Genomic DNA, 26,536 nt, shown 5'->3' with positions numbered 1-26,536 from the left:
ATCGAGTTCAAGACGACCGGTCATATTGATTGAAAACCCCCGTGAGTCCAGGGGGTTGGGGGAATCTCCGGGCGCACTTTGACGGCTGGGGGGGCGGGCCCTAGAAAGGGAGGAGCATGCCGAGACCTAGCGTTCGCGACAGGTTGCTCGCCGCCGGTCTGGAGACGCTGCGCACGCAGGGCTTCAACGGCTGCGGCGTCCAGGACATCACCGACGCGGCGGGGGTGCCGAAGGGGTCCTTCTACAACCACTTCGACAGCAAGGAGGCGCTGGGCGCGGCGGTGGTGGACCAGTACATGCGCGTGGGCGAAGAGCGCCTCGCGCCGCTCCAGGACACCTCGCTGACACCGCTGCGCCGGCTGCGCCAGTACTTCGCCGCGCAGGTGGACATGCTCGTCGAGACGAAGTTCGAGTGTGGCTGCCTCCTGGCGAACTTCGCCGCGGAGCTGGCCGACCACAGCCCCCTCATCCGCGAGCGCGTGGCGGCCTCCTTCGCCACCTGGGCGCGCCGCATCGAGGACGTGCTGCGCGAGGCCCAGGCCGCGGGCGAGGTCGCCGCGGATGTCTCGCCGGACATGCTCGCCACGTTCATGCTGAGCGCCTGGGAGGGCGCCGTGCTGCGCGCCCGGGTGGAGAAGGGCCGCGCCCCGCTGGATGGCTTCCTGTGGCTGGCCTTCGACCGCGCCTTGTCACAGGGCACTCCCGCCTGTTCCCGCTGACTCAGGCGGGCAGGGCCCATGGGAAGAACTGCACTGTCAATTAAGGGATTGTTGCTTTCTCTTGTCTTGAGACAGAGTGCTCCCAGGGAATCTCGGGAGGGAGTCAGCTTTGTCCATACGTGTAGGTCTCGCACGCGGGTTGTGTCTCGCGGTCTTGCTCTGTGGCGCGGGGGCATTCGCGCAGGGCGTCTCCGTCATCACTGGCACCGTCGTCAGCGCGGATGACAAGCGGCCGTTGGCGGACGTGGTCGTCACGGCGACCTCACCGAAGCTCCAGGGCGAGCAGGTGGTCGTCTCGGACACGAGCGGCCTGTACCGGCTCGCGCAGCTGCCTCCCGGCACGTACACGTTGCGCGTGGAGCGTGACGGCTACGAGCCCTTCGTGCGCGGGGACATCGTGCTGCGCGTGGACCGCACCATCCGGGTCAACATCCAGCTGTTGCCCTCGAACTTCGGCGAGGAGATCTCCATCAGCGCCGCGCCGCCCACGGTGGACGTCGCGTCCAGCACGCAGGGCATGAGCGTGGACGCGGACTTCCTGCGCAACATCGCCGTCATCCGCCCCGGGACGAAGGGCTCCGCGTCGCGCTCCTTCGAGTCGCTGGCGGAGTTGGCCCCCGGCGCCACGGAGGACCGCTACGGCGTGAGCGTGAGCGGCAGCAGCTCCCCGGAGAGTCAGTACGTGGTGGATGGCCTGTCGGTGAACGACCCGAGCGTCGGCACGCTGGGCACGCCGCTGTCGGTGGAGTTCGTGCAGGAGGTCAACGTCATCACCGGTGGCTACATGCCGGAGTACGGCCGCTCCACGGGTGGCGTGCTGAACGTCGTCACCAAGTCCGGCTCCAACGAGTTCCACGGCTCTGTCTTCGCGAACATGGCGCCGGGTGGATTGCAGCGCAACGGCACGGTGGTCCGGCAGGAGGGCACCGTCATCTCCGCGCAGGGCCAGCCGTGGAACCAGGGCGACTTCGGCGTCGAGTTGGGCGGCCCCATCCTCAAGGACAAGCTCTGGTTCTTCGTCGGCGTGGCGCCGTCGTTCAACCGCATCCGCGTGGACCGCCAGGTGAGCAAGCTGGAGTTCTGCACGGAGGTGGACCCGTCCATCGGCTGCACCGCCGTGGGCCAGCGCCGCAGGGATCCGGAGACGGGCTTCGGCCTGGTGACGCCCATCGACGGCACTCGCGTCACGCGCTTCGCCGACGAGCGCAGCGTGCAGTACCTGGGCAAGCTGACGTACCTCTTCAACCCGGACCACAACCTGTCGGTGTCCGTCTTCGGCACGCCGCGCTGGTCGGGTGGCAGCGGGAAGTACTCCTTCAGCGACGACGGTGACCCGGAGGTCTGCGTGGGCCTGTCCTGCACCGGCTTCGTGCAGGGCAACTACGGCGCCATCGCCACCGAGCGCGCCAACTCCGCGATGGACATCGTCGCCAAGCAGTCCTCCGCGTTCTTCGGCAAGAAGCTCCTCATCGACGCGACGGTGGGCTGGCACCACCAGGAGGACGACACACTGCCCTCGGACGGCTCCGGCATCCTCAGCGGTCGCGGCCTGTCCGCCGAGCCCAACCTCGCCTGGCGCCGCACGCGCAACCCGGGCCCGCACTCCATCACCGAGTTCGAGTCCCTGCCGGACCCGTCCGTCTGTGGCGCGACGCCCGCGGAGCAATCCCGCAACTGCCCCGTCACCTCCTACGCCACCGGCGGTCCTGGCACCATCAGCGTGCAGGAGCTGGACCGCGTGCAGGGCAAGGTGATGGCCACCTCGCTGTTCCAGGCGCTGGGCCACCACATCGTCAAGGTGGGCTTCGACGCGGAGCGGATGAGCTTCTACAACAACCGCGCGCGCACGGGCGGCTCGCCCTGGCAGGAGTGCACCGGAGGCGACTGCTGGTACACCCTCAACGAGTACGGCTACATGGCCGGGCCGGACCAGCCGGTGTTCCTGCGCAGCAAGGAAGGCACGTCCACGTCGATGACGGTGGGCGGCTTCATCCAGGACAGCTGGTCCATCATGGACAAGGTGACGCTCAACGCGGGCCTGCGCTACGACTCGCAGACGCTGTGGGGCCTGGACGACAAGGTGGGCCTGCACCTGCCCAACCAGTGGTCGCCGCGCGTGGGCGTCGTCTACGACTTCACCCAGCAGGGCCGCTCCAAGCTGTTCGTCAACTACGCGCGCTTCTTCGAGAACGTGCCGCTCGACATGGCGGACCTCTCCTTCCCGCAGCAGCAGCTCCTGTCGGCCACGTACAACGCGCCCGCGTGCAACCCCAGCAACCGTGAATCGCGGCTGACGGACTGCGTGGGCAGCGCCAACCGCGTGCGCATCGGCAGCCGGGAGAGCCCGGACCAGACCTGGAACGCGCAGGGCGGAGACCGCGTGCCGGTGGACCCCGACATCCGCGCCCAGTCCGCGGACGAGTTCATGGTGGGTGGCGAGTACGAGGTGCTGCTGGGCCGCGTGGGCCTGACGTACACGCGCCGCGTCCTCAACGACGTCATCGAGGACATGAGCCGCGATGACGGCAACACCTTCTTCCTGGGCAACCCGGGCAAGGGGTACTCGGCCGACTTCCCGGAGGCGAAGCGCGAGTACGACGCGGTCAACGTCTACTACCAGAAGATCTTCTCGGACGGCTGGCTGGGCCAGGCCAGCTACACCTGGTCGCAGCTGCGCGGGAACTACTCGGGCCTGTTCCGCGCGGACACGGGCCAGCTGTCGCCCAACCTCACGCGCGACTTCGACCTGGTGTCGCTCACCACCAACCGCGATGGCGCGCTGCCGGGTGACCGTGCGCACTCCTTCAAGGTCTTCGGCGCGCGCGAGTTCATGGTGTCGCGCTCCACCAGCGTGAATGTCGGCGGTGGCTACCGCAGCCGCTCCGGCACGCCGCTCAACTACCTGGGCGCGCACCCGCGCCGCAGCGGCTCCGAGACGTTCATCCTCCCGCGAGGCAGCGCCGGCCGCCTGCCCTGGGTGCACAACATCGACACCCACGTGGGGCTGAACCAGAAGCTGTCCAACGACTACACGTTGAGCGTGTCGCTGGATGTCTTCAACCTCTTCAACTTCCAGCAGTACACCGCGGTGGACCAGACGCTGACCTTCACGCGCGTCTATGCGATCGAACAGGGGGGGCGGCCCGAGGACCTGACCGCGTGCCTCACGGCGAACAACCCGGACTGCAAGGTCATCTCCACGGCGACGAACCAGCCCATCCTTCCGTCGGACATCAACCCCAACTTCAAGCGCCCCACGGCCTACCAGGCCCCGCGCTCCGTGCGTCTGGGCGCGAAGCTCAGCTTCTAGGCTCCCACCATGAGAGGACAATCACCCATGAAGACGCGTTGGCTGGGATGGAGCGCCGCGCTGGTGGTGCTGGCGGGCTGTGGCGCGGAGGAACCCGAGCCGCAGTGTGTGGTGGCTCGCGCGGTGAGCGACGGCTCCATCGGCTCGTTCGCCACCGTGTACACGCTCTCGGCCGGACAGAATCCCGACCTCCAGTGCGCTCGGCTCAAGCCGGAGGCGGTGGGGTTGCAGAAGTACTTCAGCGAGGACCCCAAGGCCGCGGACACCGTCGGTGTGCGCAGCACCCGGCTGGGCACGCTGATGGCCGTGGACTTCAAGGACCGGCCGGACCCGGATGCCTCGAACAAGCCCTACTCGGTGGGCGCGTTCGCGAGCGAGGGGCCCGGCGCGGACAACTTCTGCGACGTGCCGCAGTTGTCGGAGACGCGGCTGGACGTGCCGGCCACCGCGACGCTGCCGGCGCAGAACTTCCGCTATGTCTGGTCCAATCTGCGCATCTACAACACGCCCGGGATTCCGGGCACGCAGTTCAAGGCGGACCTGAGCTACACGGAGAACGGCTGCACGGCGACGTACCAGGCCAAGGGCATCTGGCCGGTGGTGAGCTGCGCGACCAAGGGCCTGCCGGACGAGACGAAGTGCGACCCCTACCCGGACTTCTCCGTGGGACGGCTGCGCGGCTCCGGCATCAACCCGCTGTTCCCCGTGAAGTGTGACCCGGCCGCGCTCATCTGCGTGCTCACGGGAGACGTGCCCTCCGACGAGACGCCCTGAGTCGTGTCGGGATGCTCCCTTGCGCGGGCCGCTCGAGCCGGCGCGGGGGAGCGTCAGTGCACGGAGATGAAGAAGCGCAGCTCGTAGGTGCTCTTGCGCACGCTGGAGTAGCCCACGAAGCGGCTGTTGCGCTGGAAGTAGTTCATCTCCGTGCCCAGGCCGAACCGGCCGCTCACGGGCACATCCATCATGAGCTGCCCGGTGTGGACCTTGTGGGAGCCGCCCGAGCCGTCCAGCACCGCGATGTGGCTCGTCCCGCCCTCCAGCGTGAGGACATCCCAGCCGTCGAACGCATAGGTGACGCGCAGCTCCGCGCCCACGCCGGAGCCGTAGTCGTAGTCGCGGTTGCCCTCGCCGCTGTGCTCGGACGAGACGCCGGAGAGGATGCCGGCCTCCAGCGCGAAGTACGTCTTCAAGCGGGCCGTGGGCGAGAACTGGCGCAGGTACATCATCCCCACGTCGAAGGACTGCCCGCCGACTTCGTACGCCAGGGTGTCCACGTAGTTGAGCCGCTGGAAGAGGCCCACGCGCAGCTCGTCCTTCGGCGTGCTCACCAGCGTGCTCACCGCGAGCAGGCCCGTCAGCCGCGCGTGACTGACGAGGCTGCTCTCGCGGGTGGTGAACTGGATGTGGCCCTCGAAGGCGTCGAACGGGCGGCGGATGGGGTCTCTGTAGGCGTCGCCGTAGCGCAGGGAGACCTGCGCGAAGAACTGGTCCTTGCCGCCCTTGAGCAGCTCGCCATCGCCCAGCGTCAGGTACCCGGTGGAGGCCCAGGTCATGACGTCGTGGCGCTTCCATTCGTCGGGGGTGGGCTCGATGCGGAACGTGTCCCCGCGAAGGAGCCGGTTGATGCCGCGGATGGGGCTGAGCACGCCCGCGGCCACCTCGCGCACGGCGCGCTCCCTGCCGGAGGTCTCCGTGTCGAGCACGACGGAGGACAGGCGGTAGAGGGCCTCGCCCATGGCGGTGCCGCCCAGCGAGGTGTTGATGAGGTCGTTGAAGGAGGGCGGCTCGGTCTCCGCGAAGAGCTCCCACTGGGCGCTGCCCAGCAGTGAGAACGCGAAGGCGCCGGGGTAGGGGATGCCGTTGTCGCGCGCGGCCGTGTAGTAGAGGCTGCCGTGGTAGGGGTGCGCGAACTGGTTGGTGGAGAAGCCGTCCCCGTCCCAGACGAAGCCCGTCTCCAGGTTCTTCTTCCAGGAGTCCACGCTGATGCGCGCCCACTCCTTGTTGCCGATGCTGACGTCGTAGGTCCACACCACCAGGTTGATGGCGGTGACCTCCGCCAGCGCGAGCCAGGGATGGCGCGTGGGGGTGTCACGCTCCTCGACGGGGGCGTCGGCCGGGAAGTCCTGCTCCTCCGCCCGGGCCGGTGACGTGGCCAGGGCGAACCACAGCATCAGCAGCGGCCCGCCCCACCGGAGCACACAGGCTCCCCAGGCGGGCCCCCGCCTCTGTTCCGCACCTGACGTCGCGCGCGCCTGCGCCCCCGGCATCCGCCGCCCCGTTGCGGCTGCCCGCCGCGAACTGGCGACAAGGTATGCACTCAGTGGGCGTCATGCGGCCCGGCCGCCAGGGAGGGGAGGAGCCTCTCAGGGAGGGGCAGGCGACTTGAACTCGGGGATGAGCTCTCCGGTGAGGCGGATGCTCTGGAGCACGGACTCGTGTGAGAGCGCGCCCACCTGGTGGAAGGACATCAGCGCGTCGATGCCCAGCGACTCGTAGCGCTTGAGGCCCTGTCGCACCTGGTCCTGAGTTCCCACGATGAGCGAGTCCTGCTCGCTCAGCACCTCCCAGACCTGCTCGTCCGGGACGGCCTCGCCGGACATGACCCGGCCCAGCAGGCGCTGCGCGCGGGACTGGGGCGCGTTGGGGTCCTTGCCGCGCAGGTACTGGCCCGTGAGACCTCCACCGGCCGGGTCCTTGGCGAGCGCCTCCAGCTCCGCGGCGGACTGGATGAAGTGCTCCTTGGCCTCGAAGAAGGTGAAGGAGCCGTTCGTGTACCAGGCCGCCGCCTTCGCCGCGCCGTTCTCCATGGCCTCGCGCTCCGTGCGCGCGCAGTGGACGAAGGTGAAGAAGGCCACCTGGTCGTTGACGAACTCGCCCACGGGCTCGCAGCGCTTCTGGATGGCCTCGCGGTAGATGTGAATCATCTCCGCCACCTGCTCGCGAGACGCCCACAGTGTCACGCCCAGCGCGCCCACGCCGTTGCGCCCGGCCTGCTCGAAGGACGCGGGGCTGGAGCACGCCTGCCACAGCGGTGGATGCGGCTTGCGGTAGGGCTTGGGGACGATGTTGACGTCCTTGACGCGGAAGTCCGGCGCGTCCCAGGAGAACTTCTCCTGCGTCCACATCTTCGGAATCGTCTCGAAGGCCTGCTGCATCTGCGCGCGGGTGGAGTCCGGCTCGATGTTGAAGACGCGCCACTCCGGGATGGTGCTGCGCGCCATGCCCAACTGGAAGCGGCCGTTGCTCAGGTGGTCGATGAACGCGGAGCGCTCCGCGAGACGGATGGGGTGGTTGAAGCGCGAGGGCGCGAGCGCCGCCGCGTGGCCCACGTGCATCCGCTTCGCGTTCATCGCGATGGCGGTGAGCATGACCTCTGGCGCGGAGCTGTGGCTGAACTCCCCCGCCGCGTGGTGCTCCACCTGCCACCAGACGCCGTATCCCATCTCATCCGCGAGCCGCGCCTGCTCCAACGTCTCACGGATGAGGTGATGCACGGGGTCTGGCTGCGTCCACCGCTCTTTCGGGTGTTGCATCTCTGAGAAGATATCGAGCCGCATGTCTGGTGTTCCCCCTGGCGACCTGGTGCTTCACGGAGTGTATCACGCAGGCCGCTGGAGGGCGTGTTGACTGCGACGCGTCGTGGGGGCCTGGGGTCTGTTGACACATCCAAGGACAAGGCCATGCGGAGGTGGACTGGCGAGTACCTCAGAAGGGCCGGCCGTGGACGCACCTGCCTCTCGTCCTTGTCCTCTCGTGGAGGACCACGGCCAGGGCACCACGCTGGACTTCTGCCGTGCCTGCGTGGGGTGCCCGTCGTTCAGGTGCGGCGCCGACGATGGGTGGTCGCCGCCATTTCATCACGTCGCTGGCTCGAATGGGGGCTTCGCCAACTCAACCAGGATGCGCATCAACACGCATCCCCCTATGCAGACTGAAGTTCGGCGCTTGCGCCAGCTCGGAGAGCGCTCGCTTACTTCATGATTGCGCCGAATCGATTGCAACGATCCTGAAGCTGTTTTCGATCTGGACTCATCCGTGTCGAATAGAGGAGCCAGCCTTCTCCACACTCAACCCTCCAGAAGGAGTGCTCTTGGAGGTGACATGGCTTGCCTTTTTTTGCGCCCTCACAAACCCGAGAGAGGGCGCGGCGGAGAGGAGAGTCGGGGGCCTCGCGATCCGACGAGCGCGACTCGCGAAGCCACACACTCATCACATGCGTTTGGTCGCCCTCGACGAGCGCTCCAAGTTGGTATGAGTTCGTGGCGAAGATGTGTGCGGACATCAAGATATTCTTATCGCCCGACTGATTCACCCAGCCCGCGGCATTCACGCTGTCCACTGAATGTCCCGGAACGGGCAAGCAAAGACCAAGAATCGCGAGTCCAGCGCAGATTGATGTCATTGAGGCCCTGTTGTTGGCAAAGTGATGGGGTGACGCGAATGGTGCCTCCCCTGAGTTGCGTCATCTCGGCCCGCGACAGTTCGCCTGCGCTAGATCTTCCGTGGACATTGGGCCCAAATTCTCTCGCTCCCACACTTCATAAGTGTCAGGTGATGTGTCCAGCCACTGATAGGGCTGACGCCCGAGTGGATTCTGCTGCAGGGTTGCAGCGATTCTCCGTGCGGGCTCATCCATCAGCCTGACTTCCAACCCGTCAGGGTCGACGTAGTTCACCGGGTTGTTCAGCGCGTATGCATACGAGGGTGCTCCGAAGCCTTGGCGGGCCGTTATCGTTGCGAACCGCGGACTCCGCTGATTCGGCTCGGATTGCAGGTACCTACCGCTGCTTGGGTCATGGCATCGGTTCCAGTTCTCAAAGAAATCGGTCTCCGCATCATGGTTGTGGCCGGGGAAGATCACCGCATGCCTTGGCGACTGCGAAGACTACAAGTCCCGTTGTACGCATGGGGGCTCGTTCGAAGTCGGGCGTTCCGATTGTCTATGACGCTGAGCAGGTCAATTCCTGGGTAGAGCTTGTGGAGATCTTGCTGCGCGAAGAGGATCATCGAGGGTGGAATCTCGCGTGTTGAGTTGAAAGGGTAGCTTGGTTGCGCCTGTTGCTATGTCAGCCGATTCAGCGGGGCCCACCGCGCCAGGGTTCTTGGGAGATCCCTCAGGCTCGGATTCCAAGTGGCGTCAGGACGTGCGTGCCACGAACAGTGACTCGGCCAAGCTTCGTCTCCCTCCCCATTTCACTTGTCGGCCTGGGAGTGGTCACTCGCAGTGAATCTCGGAATGTGAGAACACGTGCCCGGGACGCGCGGGAGGCGTATGCAGGGCGCATGAGCCGCACTGACTCCCGTGGAATCCTCTTCGACCTCGACGGCACGCTGGTGGACTCGCTGCCGGACATCATCGACAGCTTCCTGTACGCCTTCCCCGTGCTGGGCTTCGCGTCCCCCACCTACGAGCAGGTGCGGGAGCTCATCGGCTATCCGCTGGATGTGATGTACGCGCGCTTCGCGCCCGAGCACGGCGTGCCCGCACTGTGCGCCACCTACCGAGAGCACTACGCCCGCAACTTCATCAATCGCTCACGCCCCTACCCCGGCGTGAAGGAGGCCCTGGGGACGCTGAGGGAGCGCGGCTACCTGCTGGCGGTGGCCACGACGAAGAAGACCGCGTTCGCCCGCCGCTTCGTGGAGGCGATGGGCCTGGACGACGTGCTGCATCACGTCCAGGGCACGGATGACTTCCCGCACAAGCCCGCGCCGGACGTGCTCCACCGGGCGCTCGCCGCGCTGGGCACCCAGGGCCTGTGGATGGTGGGCGACACCACGCTGGATTTGAAGGCAGGGCGGGCCGCGGGCCTCCGCACCTACGGTGTCACCTGGGGCACGCACCCGGTGGAGGCGCTGGCGGACGAATCCCCCGACGAGCTCCAGCCCGACTTGCGGAGATTGCTGGAGCACCTTCCTCCCTTGTCCTGAGTCGCTCGCTATACTTGGAAAGTATGGAGAGACTCCCTGACGTCCTCGGTCATTTTCATCCCGTGCTCCCGGTGCAGTCGCTGGGGCGCAAACCGGTGAAGGTCGAGGTGGCGGGCAGGGGGTACGTGCTGTTCCGGGACGCGCGGGGGCGTCCCGCGGCGCTGGCGGACCAGTGTCCTCACCGCTTCGCGCCGCTGTCGAAGGGGCGCGTCGGCGCGGATGGTCGGCTCCAGTGCCCGTATCACGGCTGGCGCTTCGACTCGGAGGGGCGCGGCTTCAATCCCAGTCAACCGGACCTGCGTCACTGCGACGTGCGCAGCTTCCAGGTGGTCGAGCACCGCGACTACTTGTGGCTCGCGCACCGGGAGACGCCGCTGTCCGCGCTGCCGGAGCTGCCCTTGAGTGACGGGTATGTCTTTGGCGGCAGCTTCTCGACGCTGTTCGAGGCGCCGCTGCACGTGGCCATCGACAACTTCAGCGAGGACGAGCACACGCCCTACGTCCACACGCGGCTGGGCTGGGATGACCCGCATGCGCACCAGGTGGACTTCGAGGCGCGCAACCTCGAGGACCGCACGGAGGTCGTCTACCAGGCGCCGCAGCGGCCCGCGGCCTTGATGATGCTCCTGGGTGTGTACAACGGCGACGCGTTCCGCAACGAGTGGACGTTCCGCTTCGACCCCGTGCATGCGCAGTACACGGTGAGCTGGGTGTCGCCCCAGGGGGAGACGCGCCCGTTCGTCACCCGCGCCAACATCTTCTTCGTGCCGGAGACGCCCACGCGCACGCGCCTGCACGTGTTCTCCTTCCTGCGCTGCGTGCATCCGATGATGAAGCCCCTGCTGCCGCTGGCGGCGAAGGCGGCCCGCCTGCTCACCGCGTGGGAGGTGCGCGACGATGCCCGCTTCATCCCCGTCGTCGCGGGCACGCCCTACAGCCACAAGGGCATGCGGCTGGACCGATACGACAAGCCGCTGGTGCATCAACGCCGGCTTTTGGAGCGCATCTACTTCGGTCAACTCTCGGCCGCGAAGGACGAGGACTCGCCGGTGGAGCTGGTGCGCGAAGCGGTAGGCTGACGGGCCATGAGCCTGGATGCCCGCGTCGTCGAGATTCTGGTGGCCGAGCGCAGACGCTTCCTCGCGTTCCTGTCCCCGCGCGTGGGCAGCCCCGAGGAGGCCGAAGAGGTCCTCCAGCTCGCCCTGGTGAAGGGCCTGGAGAAGAGCGAGGGGTTGCGCGACGAGGAGAGCGCGGTGGCCTGGTTCTACCGGCTCCTGCGCAACATCCTCGTGGACCGGCACCGCAAGGCCCAGCGCGAGTCACGCCTCCTGGCCGCGGAGGACGCCGAGGCGCCCCGGACGACCGAGGACACGGACGCGCTGGAGACATCGGTGTGCGCGTGCGTGGCGGAGCTGACGGACACGCTCAAGCCCGAGTACTCGGAGGCCATCCGCCGCGTGGACCTGGAGGGGACCCCTGTCTCCGTCTTCGCCCGCGAGGAGGGGCTCACCGCGAACAACGCCGCCGTCCGGCTGCATCGGGCAAGGCAGGCCCTGGGCAAGCGCCTCATCGAGCTGTGTGGCACCTGCTGCACCCACGGCTGCGTGGACTGCGCCTGCGGTGAGGCGGGTCGTCCACGCGTCACCCCCGAGAGCTGAGCCGCGAGGGCGCGGAAAGGGCGCGGGTGTAATGCCGCTTTGAGCCCAGGCGTCCACCTGCCGACCGAGCGGCTCGACGCCGCTCCCGCCGCCGAGGCTCTCGCATGGACGCCGAAACCTTCCACCGCATCGCGCTGCCCGTCAGCGCCGTCGTCTTCCTCCTCTTCGCCATGGTGCTGCCCACGGTGCGGCTGCGCCGGCGCACGGGCCGCGAGGCCTTCGTCCTCCACCGCCGCGCCAACGCGTTCCAGCGTGTCCTCGGCGTGTGCATGGGGGTGTTCATCCTGGGCGTGACGGCCTGGAGCGCGCTGTACGCGGCGCTGGGCTCGGCCGCGTTGGGCGTGTGGCCGGTGCCGGAGCCGGTGCGGTGGCTGGGGTGGGGCGCGGTGGCGGCGGGGCTCGTCGTCGTGCGGGTGGCGCAGGTGCAGATGGGCGCGTCGTGGCGCATCGGCATCGCCCGCGAGCACACCGCGCTGGTGACGGACGGGCTGTTCTCCGTCGTCCGCAATCCCATCTTCGCGGGCATGCTGTGGGTGGTGACGGGCATCGCCGTCGTGACGCCCAGCGCGTGGACGTGGATGGCGTGGGCCGACTACGTGCTGCTCGTGTCGCTCCAGGTCCGGCTGGAGGAGGAGCACCTGCTCGGGCTGCATGGAGAGGTATACCGCGACTACGCGGAGCGGGTGGGCCGCTTCCTCCCCGGCGTGGGTCGCCTGGGGGCGCGTGACGTCGTGGCTTCTTGAGGGAAGGCCGTCTTGCTTCGTGGAGCCCGCTGCTCCACGAAGTCCCGACGGGTGTCCGCGTGGGTCGGCGTCAGTGCGCCGGCTGAGCGGGCTCCTGGTAGGGCTTTTGTCCGGTGCCCGCGCGGGCCTCGAACGCATTGCAACCGCTCGCGCCAGAGACCTTCAGGTCGAACGCCTTCAAGTCCGCCTGCATGCAGCGCTGGGTCTCGTTGTCGCTGGGGTTGGGATTGTTGCTGCTGAAGTAGCGGCAACCCTTGCAGTTGCCCCACTGTCCTGCCGCCATGGTGACCTCCTCGGAAAAAGGGGGTACTGCTGCCTTCCTTCCGAGGGTGGGACCGGTGAGGGGCCCTCACAAGCGCCAGGGGCCACCAGCCTGGGGGGCGCCTGGCCCGGCGCCCGAGGTGGGAGCGCCGGGCAGGTGTCACCTCACTCCGGCGACTACGGCTGCGGCGCGGGCTGCTGCTCCGGCTGGGCCGGCTGCTCCTGCGTCGCGGGCTGCAGCGGGTGCTGCTCCGTGGCGCCGGGGAGCGGCTGCGCCACCGGCGCCGCCACGTCCTCTTCCTTCAGGTCGGAGCCGAGCGGACGCGCCTCGAACGCACCCACCGAGCGCAGCAGGCGCAGCGCGGCGACGGAGGCCTGGAGCCGCTCCGCCACCAGGCCGATTTCCGCGCTGGTCAGCGCGGTGTTGGCGTCGGCGACCTCCAGGTACGTGGCCACGCCGGCCTTGAAGGAGACGTCGGTGAGGCGCTGCGACTCACGCGCCAGCTCCACCGTCTGCTCCGCCTTGAGGCGGTTGGCCAGGGCGCTCTGCAAGTCCAACTGCGAGCGCTGCACTTCCTCGCGCGCCGTCAGCTCCGCCTTGCGGGCGTTGGCCTGGGCCTCGACGATTTTCGCGGACGCCTCCGTGAGGTTGGCCTCGCGCAGACCGCCGTCCCAAATCGTCCAGCTGGCGCCGAAGGTGACCAGCCAGATGTCGTTGCTGCCCTGGAAGCCCGCCGCGTTGGCGATGCGGTAGGTGGCGGTGACGCCGAGCGTGGGCAGGTAGCTGAACCACACGCCGCGCTTGTTGATGCGCGCCAGCTCCGTCGTCTCCCGGGCGGCGGCCACGTCCGCGCGCTGCTCCAGCGAGCGCTGCACCAGCACCTCCGTCTCCGTCTGCACCGGCACCTGCGGCTCGGGCGGCGGGGCCACCTCGAAGTCGCCGCTGTCCACGTTCAGCAGCGTGGCCAGCACCAGCTTGGCGGACGCCAGCGCGTTGCGGGCGCGGATGAGGTCCTGCTCCGCGCGGGACAGGTCCTGCTCGGCGCGCAAGAGCGCCACGCGCGTCACGGTGCCCGCGTCGAAGCGCACCTTGGTGTCCTTGGCGCGAGCGCCGTTGAGCTCCACCAGCCGCTCCTGCACCGTCACCGCCTGGGCCTGCGCCGCGGCGCCGTAGTACGCCTGCGCCACGCCGAAGAGGATTTCACGGCGCGCCTGCTCCACCGTGAGCTCCGCCACGCGCTCGCTCTTGTACGCGGCCTGGATGCCCGCCCAGAGCTGGGGGGCGATGATGGCCTGGCGCGCCTCGGCCTGGAACGACCGCTGGACGAGCGGCTGGATGACGACCGGCTCGGGACCGAGCGGGCCGGGGGGAATGACGGCCGCGTTGGAGTTGCGGACGATGGCGCCACCCACGGTGATGGTGGGCAGATAGCCAGACCACGCCTTGCGAGACGCGGTGTCCGCCTGCCGCAGCCGAGCTTGGGCCGCCTTCAGGTCCAGGTTCTCCTTGCGGGCCTGGGTGAGTGCGTCCTGCAGGGTCAGTACGGGGGGCGGTGCCGCGGCCAGGGTGGCCGCCAGGGTCAACGCCAGAAGTGAACTCATAACCGCCTCTGCCTCCTCGTGGGGTCCGCGCCGGCGCGAGCCCCAGTCCGTCCTCGATGGACGACTTGCTACGGGTTGTGTCTCTCGCGCGCGGGCCCAGGCGTCATGCCCGGCCGCGTGAACAACGTCAGGAATTCAGCGCGCCGCGCCGAACCGGCTCTTATGAAGGTCATCCGCCGCCGCATCACGTCTCACGGTCCTGCATTAGGGGCCGGCACGACATAGGCCATGTCGGTCCATTTTGGAAGCTCCGGAATGTAGTAACCCTCAATATTTGATGAAGTCAATTGTTTAGGTGCCTGGGGCGAATTACCATGGGGGTATGAGCTCGAGCAGCGAGAATCTGGGGCGACGGGGGAAGTCACCGCACTCCGGGCTGGACGCCCAGGAACCTGAGGAGGCCCTGTCCAAACAGGCCTGGGCGCTCTTGTTCGAGTTGATGAGCGCCCACATGCGCAACTTCCCCGCCCTGGCGGCGGAGTTCGAGCTGTCCCCGGTGCAGGCGCACGTGGTGCGTCAGCTGGGTGAAGGCCCGCTGGCGATGAGTACGCTGGCCAACTATCTGTCCTGTGACGCGTCCAACGTGACGGGCCTGGTGGACCGGATGGAGGCGCGCGGGCTGGTGGAGCGGCGCAGCAGCGAGCAGGACCGGCGCGTGAAGATGCTGGTGCTGACGGAGGCGGGCGCGACGCTGCGCGAGCGGCTGCTGGAGCGCATGGCGGAGCCCCCGGAGCTCATCGCCGCGCTGGCGGACGAGGACCTGCGAGCGCTGCGCGACATCATGCGCCGCGCGCTGCGCCCGCAGTGACGGACGTGCGCGGGGCCCCGAGCGGGCCCCGGCGACACCTCAGTCCAAGAGGAACGTGTACGAGTACTTCATCTCCGTGGAGACCGCCTCGCCCCCCTTGATGGCGGGCTTGAAGCGGAAGCGCTTGATGGCGTCTCGCGCGGCTTCGTTGAGTCCGTAGCCGGGACCGGAGAGCACCTTGACGGCGACCACGCGGCCTTCGTGGTCGATGGTGATGGACAGCGTCACCGTGCCCTCGATGCCCGCGCGCCGCGCCTCCTCCGGGTAGGGAATCTTCACCTCGGAGGCCACGGTGGGCTCCGAGTCCACCTGGTAGATGGGCGTGTACTTGGGCGCGGAGTACGCCTTCACGTCCTTGGGGTCCTTCGCGGTGGCGGCCACCTGGCCGTAGGCGGTGTTGCCCACGGGCGCGGCGAAGGCGCCGGCGCTGGTGGTGGAGGACATCGTCATGCCCACCACGAGCGGCGGAGGCTTGGCCTGGGGCGTGGGCGGCGGCTCGTTGGGGGGCGGCGGCGCCTGCTCGGGCGGAGGCGGCACGGGCTTGGGGGCCTCGGCGACCTTGATGGGCGGAGGCTTCACCGGCTTGGGCTTGGGCGGCGGCTTGGGCTCTTCCTTCTTCTCCTCGGGAGGGGGCGGCGGAGGCGGCTTCGTCACCTCCACCATGACCAGCTCGACGGGGCGCTGCGCGACGGGGCGCGGGCGCTCGGCGATGCGGTTGAGCCACCAGAAGCCCACGCCGTGCAGCGCGAGCGACACGAGCGTGAAGATGACCACCACGCGCGGGGCATTGTCCCTGCGGGGAAGCACGGAGTTGTCGTCGAGGACCGCCTGGCTCATGAACCGGGCCTTGCCGTCAGGGTGTGGCGGGCGCGGCCGCGGGGGCCACGTCCTTCTCGATGTTGAGCGCGAACTTGGCGATGCCCTGGCCCTTCACCGTGTCGATGAGCCGCATCACCTGTCCGTACGCGATGCTCTGGTCGGCGCTGATGATGGCGCGGGTGTCCTTGTCCTTGGCGACGGCCTCGGCCACCTTCCGCGTCAGCTCCGCGTCCGTCACGTGGGCGCCGTCGAAGTAGAGCTTCCCCTCCTTGTCGAGCACCACGTTGACCAGGCCCTGCACCGTCTCGCCGCCGTTGGCCGCGCGGGGCAGGTCCACCTCCACCGTCTCGCGGACGATGAAGTTGGCGGTCACCATGAAGATGATGAGGAGCACCAGCACGACGTCCACGAGCGGCGTGACGTTGATGCCCGTGATCTCCTCTTCGTTGTCCTGCGCGCCTCCGGCCATGGACTAGCGGCCCTCCGGCGTGCGGCCCTCGGCGCGCAGGCTGCCGACCAGGGCGTGGCCCAGGGCGTTGGCGCGGCTGGTGAGCGTCTTGAGCTGGCGGTTGAAGATGTTGAAGGCGACGACGGCGGGAATCGCGACGGCCAGGCCCACGGCGGTGGCGACGAGCGCCTCCGAGATGCCCGCCATGACGGTCTGCTGGATGGCCGCGCCCTTCACGTTGGTGGCGCCCAGGTCGTGGAACGCCTTGATGATGCCGAGCACCGTGCCGAACAGGCCGATGAACGGGGCGTTGTTGCCCAGCGTGCCCAGGAACGACAGGAAGCGCTCGTACTGGGGACGCTCGCGCGCCATGGTGGAGGCAATCACCTGCTCCACGGTGTCCGCGCCTTGGCCGGTGGACGCGAGGGCCTCGCGGATGACGGCGGCCTCCATGCCGGTGCGGCCTTCCACGGCCTTGCGCGCCGCCTCGAAGTCACCGCGGGCCAGCCGCACCGCGAGCGACTCCGAGTCCGGGAGACGGTGACGCGCGAAGTACACCGTGCGCTCCAGCATGATGGCGATGGAGAGCACGGACAGCACGACGAGAATCCAGAGGACCCATTCGGCGGAGGTGAGCGTGACGCCGAGCAGCTTGCTGCTGAGCCAGCCGAGCTCGGGTTGCCCTGTCTGGGCCAGGAGGATGGGAAGCGTCATGAAGGGAAGCCTGGGTGGAAGTGGGGTGTCGGGTGGGAGCCACCCGGCGGCCAACTCGCGCGCCCATCTGTTGTTCCGTCCGCCCTGAAAGTCAAATGGAACGGCCGGGTTGTGTGCTTCCTGGGCAGGGGGGATGGGCCGGCGACACAAGGGTCGTCCGGCCGTCGCCCTCGCGGTGGCGGGTGTCTACGGGGTGGCGCCCTGGGGCGTCATCTTGAGCAGTCGGCCATTGGGGTCATCCGTGAGGAGGTAGAGGGCGCCTTCGGGACCTTGGACGACCTCGCGGACCCGTCCGTTCCCCGCGGGCTTCAGCCGCTCTTCACCGACGACGCGGTCATTCGCGATGACGAGCCTCACCAGCGCGTGGCTCGACAGGCCGCCGATGAAGAAGTTGCCCTTCCACTCGGGGAACAGGTTGCCGGAGTAGATGGTCATCCCGGACGGAGAAATCACTGGGTTCCAGAAGTAGACGGGTTGCTCCATGCCGGGGCCCTGGCCACTCTGGTGGATGGGGGCGCCGGAGTACTCGGTGCCGTAGCCGATGGTGGGCCAGCCGTAGTCCTTGCCCGCGCCGACGAGGTTGAGCTCGTCTCCGCCCAGCGGTCCCATCTCGACCTCCCACAGGCGGCCCTGGCCATCCAGCGCGGCGGCCAGGACGTTGCGGTGGCCCAGCGAGTAGATTTCAGGGCGCGCGCCGGTGCGGTTCACGAACGGGTTGTTCGCGGGCACGGAGCCGTCGAGGTTGATGCGGACAATCTTGCCGAAGTGGCTGTTGAGCTGACGGGCCTGGACGCGGCCGGGGAGGATGGAGCGCTCGCCCAGCGTGACGAACAGGGTGCCGTCGGGGTGGAACACCAGGCGCCCGCCCGCGTGCATCGTCGAGTCGAGCGTGGGCTTCATGCGGAAGATGATGCGCAGGCTGTCGATGCGAGGCTGCGCGCCGTCCAGGAGCCGGCCTCGGCCGACGGCGAGTCCGTTGCCGGCGGAGCGGGGCTCGTAATAGGTCCAGAAGATGAGGCGGCTGGTGGCGAAGTCGGGGGCCACCTCGACGTCGAGCAGGCCGCCCTGGTCCCTGCCATCCACGGCGGGCAGGCCCGCGACGGGGGCCGACTTCGCGCCCTGCTGCGTGACGATGTAGAGCTTCCCGGTGGGCTTCTCCGTCACCAGCATGCGCCCATCCGGGAGGAAGGCGATGGCCCAGGGGCGATTGAAGCCCGTGGCAATCTGGGTGATCTGGTAGCGGGTGCTCGAGGTGACGACGGGGCCGTTCGTCTGGCCTGGGAACGCGGGCGGGAAGGGTGAGCCGAGGGAGGTGGGAGTGGCCTCTTCGCTCTCGCTCTCGGGTGCGGGCTGGGTGGCGTCCTGGGCGTGGGCCGTCACCGCGAAGGGCAGCCAGAGGGCGCAGGCGAGGGTCGACAGAATCTGACTCGAACGCATGATGTTCCTCGGAGGGGGTGGGCGGGGGCAGCTAACCACCGCGAGGTCTTCACGCGTCCTGGCGTGCCGGGAGATGTGGCCCGTTGGACAGGTGGCGCGTCAGTCGCGGTGGGCCCGAGGGCGTCGCTGTCGCATGGCAACCGTTGAGGCCGCGACAGCGTCGTTACGTGGGGGCTCGAATCATCCGGGCGGCCTGGAGCCGATGCTCCTGGTGCTGGATTTGGACGAGACGTTGATTCACGCGCGCGAGGCGCCGCTGGAGCGCGCGGCGGACTTCGAGTTGATGGGCTACCACGTCTACGTCCGGCCGCACCTGGAGCGCTTCCTCACCGAGTGCGCGGCGCGCTTCCGCCTCGCTGTCTGGTCCTCCGCGTCGGATGACTACGTGGAGGCCATCGCCTCGCGCATCTTCCCGTCCGCGCAGCGTCCCGAGCTCGTCTGGGGACGCAGCCGGTGCACCTACGCGGTGGACTGCGCGCGCGTGCAGGAGGAGGGCTTCATGGACCCGTCCAGGCACTGTGCCTACGTGAAGAAGCTGGGCAAGCTGAAGCGGAGAGGCTTCCGGCTGGAGCGTGTCCTCATCGTCGATGACACTCCCGCCAAGTGTGCCTTCAACTACGGCAATGCCATCTACGTGCGCCCCTTCGAGGGCGCACGGGAGGACGCGGAGCTGCCGGTGCTGTCCCGCTATCTGGGCACCCTCGCGGACGTGCCCGACGTGCGGCGGCTGGAGAAGCGGGGCTGGTGGCGGAGCGGTGCTTGAGGGCGGGCGCGTCGTCACTCGGCGGTGGCGGCGCGTGCTGCTCGCTGCTGCTCCGGGAGCTTCGCGGCGATGAGGGGGGCGAAGTGCTCCATCGCGGCCTGGAGCGCGGGCGTAAGCGTCGTGTCCTTCTCGATGAGGACCTGGAACGGCTCCGAAGGTGAAGCGCGCTTCATCTCGAACGTGACGCCCTGGGGCTCCCAGGTGGTGGGGACCTTGATGGCGACGACGCGGCCGGTCCCGGTGCAGTCATGCACGATGACGGAGTCCGGGAACGGGCGCTTGCCCTTGCTGTCCAGGCGCCGGTAGGTGAGCGCACAGGCATCCAGCGGCCGGAGCTGCGCTTGAATCGCGGCGAGCTCGGGGAGACCTCCCACGTCCGACGCCGACAGGAAGCCGCCCTTCAGCGTGCCCACGTAGACCGCGCCCGATGCCAGGGCCAGGACCGCCACCGCGGCGAGGAGCAGGGGCCTCGCCGCGCGTCCCTCGGTGGGGGTGGACTCGTCAGGGTTCATGGGCGGCCCCCGAGGATGCGGTGGAGACAGGTTACTTGCAGATCTCCCGCGTCAGCTTGTCCCGCTGGGACTGCTCCGACGTCGCCCGCTTGACGGCGTCCTCCAGCGCGTCGTCCGCCTTCTCCAGCGCGTCCATCGCCTTGCTGTGCGCCCGGCCCTTCTTGGCCGTGGTGAGCACCGCGCGCATGTCCTTGCGGGCCTCGCGCAGCGTGGAGAGCTGCTCCTCCTTCTCGGCGTACTCCTTCTTCGCGGCCTTGCACTCGGGGGACTGCGCGAACGCACTCGATGAGAACAGCACGGCGATGACCACGAACCGACGCACACGCCACCTCCGGTGAGGGAGTGGCGAGTATAGGCGGACCCGCGACACCTGTGTGCGCGGCGCGAGCCCGGTGGGCTTCTAGAGCTTCCGGTCGGGCGTCTCGGTGAGCGCGGGGTCGCGCTCGACGACGGGGCCCAGCACCTCGTCGATGCGACGCATCAGCTCCGGCTCCAGCTTCACGCCCGCGGCCTTCGCGGTGTCCAGCACCTGCTCCGGACGCGAGGCGCCGATGATGGCGGAGGAGACGCCCTTGTTCTGCAACACCCAGGCGACCGCGAGCTGCGCCATGGTGAGGCCCGCGGACTCCGCGAGCGGACGCAGTTGCTGCACGCGCGTGAGCACGTCCTCCTTCATGAAGCGCGCGATGAAGCGCGAGCCGGAGGGGTCCGTGGCGCGGCTGCCCGCGGGAGGCGGCTTGCCCGGGAGGTACTTGCCGGTGAGCACGCCCATCGCCATGGGCGACCACACAATCTGCCCGAGCCCCTCCTCGAGCGACGCGGGGATGACCTGCGCCTCGATGACGCGCCAGAGCATGGAGTACTGCGGCTGACTGGAGATGAACGGGATGCGCAGCTCCCGAGCCATCGCCGCGCCCAGTCGAATCTGGTCCGCCGTCCACTCGGACACGCCGATGTAGAGGGCCTTGCCCTGCCGGACGATGTCCGCGAAGGCGAGCATCGTCTCCTCCAGCGGCGTGGCGGTGTCGAAGCGGTGCGCCTGATACAGGTCCACGTAGTCCGTCTGGAGCCGCGCGAGCGAGCCGTGGATGGACTCCATGATGTGCTTGCGCGACAGGCCCGTGTCGTTCTTCCCCGGGCCCGTGGGCCAGTACACCTTGGTGAACAGCTCATAGCCGGCGCGGCGCTGGCCCTTCAGCGCGCGCCCCAGCACGGCCTCCGCGCGGGTGCCCGCGTAGACGTCCGCCGTGTCGAACGTGGTGATGCCCACGTCCTGCGCGGCCTTCACGCACGCGAGCGCCGCCTCCTCCTCGACCTGCGAGCCATGGGTGAGCCAGTTGCCGAAGGAGATCTCACTGACTGCCAGACCGCTGCGGCCAAGATGACGGAAGTGCATGGGGCGGCGAGCCTAACCAGGGAGCGGCTCGCTCGCACGCGTTCTGGCCGGCCACAGTCCACCAGCCCACGTCACCCACGCCACGTAGACGAGCTGGAAGGGGATGCGCACCCAGAAGTACCAGTCCGGGAAGGGCAGGACATGGGACGCCTGGTTCGCCATCGCCTCGTGGATGTTGGCCGGGAGGATGGCCAGGAGCAGCCCGATGAGCCCCACGGCCGCGAGCTTCCGCGTCCTGACGGACAGCATCCCCACCCCGCCCGCGACCTCCACCACGCCCGACAGCAGCGTCCAGAAGCGCGGCCACGGGAGCTGCGGCGGAATCAGGGCGTCGTAGCGCTCGGGCATGACGAAGTGCATGACGCCCGCGCCGATGAAGAAGAGCCCCGAGGCCATCGCGGCGCGGAGGACGGGGGTGGACAGCGAGGGACGGCGGCGCAGCGGGGGGAGGTGGAGCACCAGGAAGATGCTGAGGAGCACGAGCGCGAAGGACATGACGAAGGACCTCGAGCGGGTCGGAAGGGTCCATCCCTCCCGACGCTGACACGGCTCAAGATGCTTCGGAGGTGCCTGCCTGGGCTTGAACGAACTGGCTGCGACGTTGAAGCAGCGAGGGCGCGGTGCCGAACATGCGCTGGAAGGTGCGCGTGAGGTGCGCCGCGTCGGAGAAGCCCGCCGCATGGGCGGCCTCTCCCAACGAGCGCCCCGCGGCGATGGCCCCCGCCGCGCGCTGGAGCTTCAGCCAGAGCAGGTAGGGGCGCAGCGGGACACCCGTGGACTCGGTGAAGACATGCATCAGCCGCCCCGAGGACAGCCCCGCCACCTGGGACAGCGACTCCAGCGACGTGTCCTCCGGTGCGGGCTCCGCGCGCAGGTGGCGCAGCAGCTTGCGCACGCGCGGATGCATGGGGGGCGGCGTGGCCACGGTGGCGCCCGCCAGGGCCGCGAGCGTGGACTCCATCCAGGGCCCCATGGCCGCGTGAGGCAGGGGGCCCTCCCGGGGCAGGCTGGCGAGCAGGGTGTCTCGCTCGGCTTCATCGAAGAGGCGAAGCTCGCCCGTGAGCGAGGCCCGCAGCCGGAGGCCGTCCTGGCTCTCCGGCTCGACGAAGAGCAGGAGCACCTCGCCGCCGCGTGCATCCACGGTGTGGGTGACGTCCGGCCCCACGAGCACCCCCGCGGCGCGCGTGTCCGCCTTCGCCGCGCCCACGCGGACCGACAGCGTGCCCTCGCGCCGGAACATCAGGTGAATCGCGTGGTGCGCGTGCTTCGACGACATCTCGCCCGGGCCCCAGAGCGCGAGCGCCGCGGGCCACACCACCAGCGGCATGTCGGGCCAGGGGGCGCGGGGCGCGAGGTCGGTGGGGCGGGCGAGCAGCATGGCAGTGCCGGGTCAGCCGCGGTCCTTCGAGAGGATGACCGCGCTGTATGCCCCTAGAGATAACTGGCCGCTCGCGGGCATGCCATCCCGTCCGCTCCATTCCCCCCAGACGTCCTGGACGGAGGTGCCGCTGAAGTCCGGCGAGTAGCCCTGCCAGTCCCCGTTGAAGCGCACCCGCCACGGGCCATCCGAGGGCAGGCCCAGCGCGTACCCGGAGAAGGCGCGGTGGCCCAGGTTCACGATGACCACCACGTCGTCACCCGGCCCGCCGTCCTCCCAGCGGTGGAAGGCCAGCACCTTGTCGTCGTGGTTGAGGTGGAAGACGTGGACGTGCTCGCCGCGCAGGCCCGCGGTGGTGTCGTGCCAGTTGCGGCGCAGCCGGATGAGGTCCCGGTGGGCCTGGAGGATTCCGCCGAACCACCCGGCCTTGCCCCAGTCGAGCGGCTCGCCGTCGTCGAAGTGCCCGTCCTCCAGGAACTCCTGCCCCATGAAGAGCATGGGGATGCCCGGCGCGGTGAGCGTCAGCACCGTGCCCAGCAGGGCCTTCTTCTTCGCGAGCACGTCACCGGGGTTGTACGGGGAGACCTCCGTGGGAAGTCGGCTGCGGCCGTTGGCCACCTCGTCGTGGCTCTCCGTGTAGACGATGCGCTGCGTGCTCCGGCCGTTGTAGCGGAAGGTCAGCGCGTCGCGGACGGCGTTCAGGTCGCGCCACTCGTCGAAGGGCGCGATGAGCGCGGCGCGCATCGGGTGCACGAAGGCCGCGTCCCACTGCGCATCGAAGCCCGCTCCCTGCGGGTGGGTGACAGCGGGGTTGGCCGCCATGTCCTCGGCGATGAGGAGCTTCCACGGGAACTCGCGCTTCACCGCCTCGGTGAGCGAGCGCAAGAGCTCCCAACCCGCGGGATTGTCCACGCCGCTGGCGGTGCGAATCTCCTTCGTCGCGTCCACGCGCAGCCCATCCATGTGGTACTCGCGCAGCCACATGAGGGCGTTGTCGCGCAGGTAGTCGCGCACCTCGGAGCGGCCGTAGTCCGGGCGCGTGTCGCCCCACGGCGTGCTCGCGCGCCAGTCCGGATAGAAGTACACGCCGCCCCGGCCCAGCGTCTCCCCGTCGAAGTCCCAGTGCGGCAGGTCGCTGGGGCCCAGGTGGTTGTAGACGACGTCCATGATGACGCCGATGCCGCGTCGATGCGCCTCGTCCACGAAGCGCTTCAAGTCGTTGGGGGTGCCGTACGCGCTCTCCGGCGCGAAGGGGAAGGTGGGGTTGTAGCCCCAGGAGAAGTCACCGGCGAACTCGGCCGACGGCATCAGCTCCACCAGGTTGACGCCCAGCTCCCGCAGGTAGTCGAGCTTGTCGATGGCGCTCAGCCAATGGCCCGGCCCCCAGCCCGGCGAGTCGTTGAACGTGCCGATGTGCAGCTCGTAGATGACGGCCTCGTGCGGCGCCGGCATCTGGAACAGTCCGTCGAAGCGCCAGACGAAGTCCCGGTGGTCCAGGATGACGCTGTTGCCCGTGGAGTGCGTCACGTCGGAGGCGCGCGGGTCATTGCGCCAGCGCCAGTCGCCATAGCGGCCCTGGATGATGAACTGGTACTGCTGTCCGTTGCCCGCGCTGGCGATGTCTCGCGAGAAGTTGCCCGACGGCTCGCGGGCGAGCTCCACCGCGTGCCAATGGCTGAAGTCGCCCACCACCTGCACCCGCTGCGCATAGGGCGCCCAGACCCGGAAGGTGGTGCCGCCGTCGTAGGGAATCGCGCCCATGCCCGGGCGCCAGGAGGGCTCCGGCACGGGCTCCAGCGGGACGATGGCGGTGAGGAAGTCGGGGACCTGGAGCTGGTCGGCGGGGCCGAAGAGCTCCGGTGCGGCCCGCGAGCGCGCGGTGCGCTGCACCACCTCGTTGTTGCGTGCCTCGCACGCGGTCTCGCTGAAGTCCTTGCGCGGCCGGCGTGGCTCGCCCTGCTTCGTCTCTCGCATCGACATGGTGTCCCCCCCGGAACGCGGACGTCACTCCCTGTGCACCATTCCGACAGTGGAAGGGCATCCAGGGCAACTCGGTTCCCGAGCGTGCGCGTTCAATTCATGGCAGTGAGCAGGCGGGGTTCGCACGCCGGAGGCAGGCGACCGTTCAGCGAGACACGCGAGCCGCCAGGCAGGGCTTTTCGACGGGCCGCACCGAGCGGCTTGTCGCCGCCGTCCGAGTGTTCGACACTGGTCCTTCGCCGCCCCGTGGACTCACCAGGGGCTCGACCGAACCCCACGTCATGGCCGCCAGCGAAGAACGTCGTCTCCAGGCCTTGGTGCTCGCTCCGGTGCGGCGCGTGCGCCGACGCCTCAATGCCCTCGCTTGGACCGAGGCGGGGCTGGCTCCGGCCTGGGCCACCGTCACCGCGTGCGTGCTGGCGCGGATGCTCCTGCGCGGGAACCTGGTCTGGGCGCTTCCTCCGCTCGTCCTCGCGGGACTCTCGTGGTGGTGGGTGCGTGCTCGCTCGCGCGGTGTCTCGCTGGAGTACGCCGCCGTGCTCGCGGACCGCTCGGCACAGGCGGGTGGGTTGCTCCTCACGCGCATGGAGCGCCCCGTGGGGGAGTGGGAGCTCACCGTCAACCAGCTCGCCCGGGAGGTGAAGCTCCCGGAGTTGCCGTGGCGGCGTCCCGTGGCGGCGCTCGTGGGCGCGCTGCTGTTCCTGCTCGTGGGCTTCCTCCTGCCGCTTCCCGCGCTGCGGGGCGCGCGTCCCGTTCATGCGGCGGCCGCGGCGAAGGTGGACGCGGTGCAGGCGCAAGCGGAGGCCCTGGCGCGCGAGGAGCCGTTGGGCGCGGCGGTGGAGGAGGAGCTGCGTCGGTTGGCCGAAGAGGTGGCGGCGGGGCGCTTCGACTCGGCGGATTGGGAGGCCGCGGACTCGCTGGAGCAGCGGCTGGCTGAACGCGCCGCCGAGGCCGCCGCGCACCTGTCCAAGGCGGCCGAGGCCGCGCGCGACCTGGAGGATGCGCTGGGCGCGGCGGGAGGTGCCGAGTCCTCGTCGCGTGAGCGCGAGGCGCTGGAGCGCGCGCTCATGGCGCTGGACGACGCGCAGTCGGGAACGGAAGAACAGGCTTCGGCGTCGAACCCGGGCTCACGTGAAGGCACGGAGGGACCGTCGGGTGAGGCGAACTCCGGCACGCAGTCGGCATCGCGCGAAGGCACGGAGGGACAGTCGGACACGGGCGCGCGTGAAGGCTCACAGGGACAGGCGAACACGGGCGCTCGCGAAGGCACGCAGGGCCAGTCGAACACGGGCTCGCGCGAGGGCTCACAGGGACAAGCGAACACCGGCGCTCGCGAGGGCACGCGGGGACAGGCGAACCCAGGGTCGCGTGAAGGCTCGGAGTCGGGCGAGTCCTCGGCGCAGCGGGCGCGGGCGCGTGCTCAATCCTCCGGCTCCGTGGACCAGATTTCAGACCTGCGCCAGTCGTTGGAGCGGCGTCGTCAATCGCTGTCCCAGCCCTTCGACTCGCGGCAGGGCGAGAGCGCCCAGGCGAACTCGCGGCGCTCGGGGGCTCGCGGACAACAGCCGGGCTCACGCGGGACGCGGCAGGGCTCGCGAGGCCCCGGCCAGCAAGGCCAACAGGGGCAGGGTCAGCAAGGCGAGGGGCAAGGAGAGGGGCAGGGAGAGGGGCAGGGCCGCTCCGAGGGCGAGGGCGGTCAGCGGGGCGGGCGCTCGGGACAAGGCCATGCGAGTCGCGCTGTCGAGACCCGCTCGGGCTCCAACGAGGTAGGAACCGGCGCGGAGGGCGGTGGACACAACCCCCTCGTGTTCGGTGGTGGCGCGGAGATGGACCCGGAGCGGTTGGCGTTCGAGCCGCTTCCGGAGGGGCAGGGAGGAGAGGCCGGCGAGCTCTGGGGCCTTCAAGCGGCGGACCCGCTGCGAAGCTCGGGCACGATGGGGGCCGGGGGCTCGCGAGGGACGAGTGCCCAGGGCGAGGCGACAGAGGGGCCGGGAGCGCAGCCGTTGTTGCCGCGCAACCGGGAGCTGGTGAAGCGGTACTTTGGTGGCAAGTAGCTT

The 26,536-nt window shown here is 69.2% G+C and carries 25 protein-coding genes; 10 read left to right on the top strand and 15 right to left on the bottom strand.

Translation table 11 applies throughout. From position 1 onward, the window contains the following. The first annotated feature begins 116 nt into the window (after positions 1-116). The 3 genes from MYSTI_RS35300 to MYSTI_RS35290 all read left to right on the top strand — a co-directional run bounded on the left by MYSTI_RS35300 (position 117) and on the right by MYSTI_RS35290 (position 4,803). Positions 117-719 carry a TetR/AcrR family transcriptional regulator gene (locus tag MYSTI_RS35300; protein ID WP_015352637.1) on the top strand — a complete coding sequence of 201 codons (603 nt, stop codon included), beginning with the start codon at positions 117-119 and terminating at the stop codon, positions 717-719. Between the two features lie 109 nt (positions 720-828). Further along, positions 829-4,029 (top strand): TonB-dependent receptor, encoded by a 3,201-nt coding sequence (locus tag MYSTI_RS35295; protein ID WP_015352636.1) that lies wholly within the window; start codon positions 829-831, stop codon positions 4,027-4,029. 27 nt (positions 4,030-4,056) lie between these two features. Then, complete coding sequence (locus MYSTI_RS35290) at positions 4,057-4,803, top strand: hypothetical protein (protein WP_015352635.1); 747 nt, start codon at positions 4,057-4,059, stop codon at positions 4,801-4,803. 53 nt (positions 4,804-4,856) lie between these two features. On the opposite strand, the gene MYSTI_RS35285 is transcribed toward MYSTI_RS35290, so the two are convergent. From MYSTI_RS35285 to MYSTI_RS45820, 3 genes are all read right to left on the bottom strand, one after another. Beyond that, positions 4,857-6,227 (bottom strand): DUF3943 domain-containing protein, encoded by a 1,371-nt coding sequence (locus tag MYSTI_RS35285; RefSeq protein WP_015352634.1) that lies wholly within the window; start codon positions 6,225-6,227, stop codon positions 4,857-4,859. 165 nt (positions 6,228-6,392) lie between these two features. Continuing rightward, positions 6,393-7,586: an LLM class flavin-dependent oxidoreductase gene (locus MYSTI_RS35280; protein WP_015352633.1), complete on the bottom strand. Its 1,194-nt coding sequence runs from the start codon at positions 7,584-7,586 to the stop codon at positions 6,393-6,395. Between the two features lie 905 nt (positions 7,587-8,491). After that, positions 8,492-8,890 (bottom strand): RHS repeat-associated core domain-containing protein, encoded by a 399-nt coding sequence (locus tag MYSTI_RS45820; protein ID WP_084668252.1) that lies wholly within the window; start codon positions 8,888-8,890, stop codon positions 8,492-8,494. Positions 8,891-9,312: 422 nt separating this feature from the next. Between MYSTI_RS45820 and MYSTI_RS35275 the strand changes: the two genes are divergently transcribed. The 4 genes from MYSTI_RS35275 to MYSTI_RS35260 all read left to right on the top strand — a co-directional run bounded on the left by MYSTI_RS35275 (position 9,313) and on the right by MYSTI_RS35260 (position 12,361). Further along, the gene (locus tag MYSTI_RS35275; protein ID WP_015352632.1) at positions 9,313-9,960 is read left to right on the top strand and encodes an HAD family hydrolase; all 648 of its coding nucleotides are present in this window, start codon (positions 9,313-9,315) and stop codon (positions 9,958-9,960) included. 23 nt (positions 9,961-9,983) lie between these two features. Beyond that, the gene (locus MYSTI_RS35270; RefSeq protein WP_015352631.1) at positions 9,984-11,039 is read left to right on the top strand and encodes a Rieske 2Fe-2S domain-containing protein; all 1,056 of its coding nucleotides are present in this window, start codon (positions 9,984-9,986) and stop codon (positions 11,037-11,039) included. Positions 11,040-11,045: 6 nt separating this feature from the next. Next, positions 11,046-11,618, top strand: a complete 573-nt coding sequence (locus MYSTI_RS35265) for an RNA polymerase sigma factor (protein ID WP_015352630.1) — start codon at positions 11,046-11,048, stop codon at positions 11,616-11,618. A 104-nt stretch (positions 11,619-11,722) separates the two neighbouring features. Next, entirely contained in the window at positions 11,723-12,361 is a 639-nt protein-coding gene (locus tag MYSTI_RS35260; protein WP_015352629.1) for a methyltransferase family protein, read from the top strand. 70 nt (positions 12,362-12,431) lie between these two features. Here the strand turns inward: MYSTI_RS35260 and MYSTI_RS35255 are convergent, their stop codons facing one another. Next, positions 12,432-12,644, bottom strand: coding sequence for a hypothetical protein (locus MYSTI_RS35255; RefSeq protein ID WP_015352628.1), 213 nt, complete (start codon positions 12,642-12,644; stop codon positions 12,432-12,434). Between the two features lie 155 nt (positions 12,645-12,799). Continuing rightward, the gene (locus MYSTI_RS35250) at positions 12,800-14,224 is read right to left on the bottom strand and encodes a TolC family protein (RefSeq protein ID WP_015352627.1); all 1,425 of its coding nucleotides are present in this window, start codon (positions 14,222-14,224) and stop codon (positions 12,800-12,802) included. A gap of 322 nt (positions 14,225-14,546) precedes the next feature. On the opposite strand from MYSTI_RS35250, the gene MYSTI_RS35245 reads away from it, so the two are divergent. Then, complete coding sequence (locus tag MYSTI_RS35245) at positions 14,547-15,032, top strand: MarR family winged helix-turn-helix transcriptional regulator (RefSeq protein ID WP_015352626.1); 486 nt, start codon at positions 14,547-14,549, stop codon at positions 15,030-15,032. 39 nt (positions 15,033-15,071) lie between these two features. Here the strand turns inward: MYSTI_RS35245 and MYSTI_RS35240 are convergent, their stop codons facing one another. The 4 genes from MYSTI_RS35240 to MYSTI_RS35225 form a co-directional block, all read right to left on the bottom strand. Next, the gene (locus tag MYSTI_RS35240) at positions 15,072-15,869 is read right to left on the bottom strand and encodes an energy transducer TonB (RefSeq protein ID WP_015352625.1); all 798 of its coding nucleotides are present in this window, start codon (positions 15,867-15,869) and stop codon (positions 15,072-15,074) included. Positions 15,870-15,885: 16 nt separating this feature from the next. Further along, entirely contained in the window at positions 15,886-16,320 is a 435-nt protein-coding gene (locus MYSTI_RS35235) for an ExbD/TolR family protein (protein WP_015352624.1), read from the bottom strand. Positions 16,321-16,323: 3 nt separating this feature from the next. Then, the gene (locus MYSTI_RS35230; protein WP_015352623.1) at positions 16,324-17,013 is read right to left on the bottom strand and encodes a MotA/TolQ/ExbB proton channel family protein; all 690 of its coding nucleotides are present in this window, start codon (positions 17,011-17,013) and stop codon (positions 16,324-16,326) included. A gap of 186 nt (positions 17,014-17,199) precedes the next feature. Further along, positions 17,200-18,450, bottom strand: coding sequence for a PQQ-dependent sugar dehydrogenase (locus tag MYSTI_RS35225; protein ID WP_015352622.1), 1,251 nt, complete (start codon positions 18,448-18,450; stop codon positions 17,200-17,202). 202 nt (positions 18,451-18,652) lie between these two features. Here MYSTI_RS35225 and MYSTI_RS35220 point away from each other — a divergent pair, with 202 nt between their 5' ends. Then, positions 18,653-19,213, top strand: a complete 561-nt coding sequence (locus tag MYSTI_RS35220) for an NIF family HAD-type phosphatase (RefSeq protein ID WP_015352621.1) — start codon at positions 18,653-18,655, stop codon at positions 19,211-19,213. A gap of 14 nt (positions 19,214-19,227) precedes the next feature. Here MYSTI_RS35220 and MYSTI_RS35215 read toward each other — a convergent pair whose 3' ends face one another. From MYSTI_RS35215 to MYSTI_RS35190, 6 genes are all read right to left on the bottom strand, one after another. Next, on the bottom strand, positions 19,228-19,725 hold the full coding sequence (locus MYSTI_RS35215) for a hypothetical protein (RefSeq protein ID WP_015352620.1): 498 nt from the start codon (positions 19,723-19,725) through the stop codon (positions 19,228-19,230). A 31-nt stretch (positions 19,726-19,756) separates the two neighbouring features. Then, positions 19,757-20,047: a hypothetical protein gene (locus MYSTI_RS35210; RefSeq protein WP_015352619.1), complete on the bottom strand. Its 291-nt coding sequence runs from the start codon at positions 20,045-20,047 to the stop codon at positions 19,757-19,759. Positions 20,048-20,125: 78 nt separating this feature from the next. Beyond that, positions 20,126-21,121 carry an aldo/keto reductase family protein gene (locus tag MYSTI_RS35205; protein ID WP_015352618.1) on the bottom strand — a complete coding sequence of 332 codons (996 nt, stop codon included), beginning with the start codon at positions 21,119-21,121 and terminating at the stop codon, positions 20,126-20,128. A 12-nt stretch (positions 21,122-21,133) separates the two neighbouring features. Beyond that, a complete protein-coding gene (locus tag MYSTI_RS35200; RefSeq protein WP_015352617.1) occupies positions 21,134-21,616 on the bottom strand; it encodes a DoxX family protein in 483 nt (160 codons plus the stop codon). 55 nt (positions 21,617-21,671) lie between these two features. Continuing rightward, the gene (locus MYSTI_RS35195) at positions 21,672-22,499 is read right to left on the bottom strand and encodes a helix-turn-helix domain-containing protein (RefSeq protein WP_015352616.1); all 828 of its coding nucleotides are present in this window, start codon (positions 22,497-22,499) and stop codon (positions 21,672-21,674) included. A 12-nt stretch (positions 22,500-22,511) separates the two neighbouring features. Continuing rightward, positions 22,512-24,473 (bottom strand): alpha-amylase family glycosyl hydrolase, encoded by a 1,962-nt coding sequence (locus MYSTI_RS35190; protein WP_015352615.1) that lies wholly within the window; start codon positions 24,471-24,473, stop codon positions 22,512-22,514. Positions 24,474-24,760: 287 nt separating this feature from the next. Between MYSTI_RS35190 and MYSTI_RS35185 the strand changes: the two genes are divergently transcribed. Continuing rightward, positions 24,761-26,533 (top strand): hypothetical protein, encoded by a 1,773-nt coding sequence (locus MYSTI_RS35185; protein ID WP_015352614.1) that lies wholly within the window; start codon positions 24,761-24,763, stop codon positions 26,531-26,533. Positions 26,534-26,536 lie beyond the last annotated feature (3 nt).

The sequence above is a fragment of the Myxococcus stipitatus DSM 14675 genome (assembly GCF_000331735.1).
Lineage (GTDB): Bacteria > Myxococcota > Myxococcia > Myxococcales > Myxococcaceae > Myxococcus > Myxococcus stipitatus.
The sequence above is the reverse complement of the archived record's forward strand: the minus strand, read 5'-3'. Positions and strand labels throughout refer to the sequence as shown.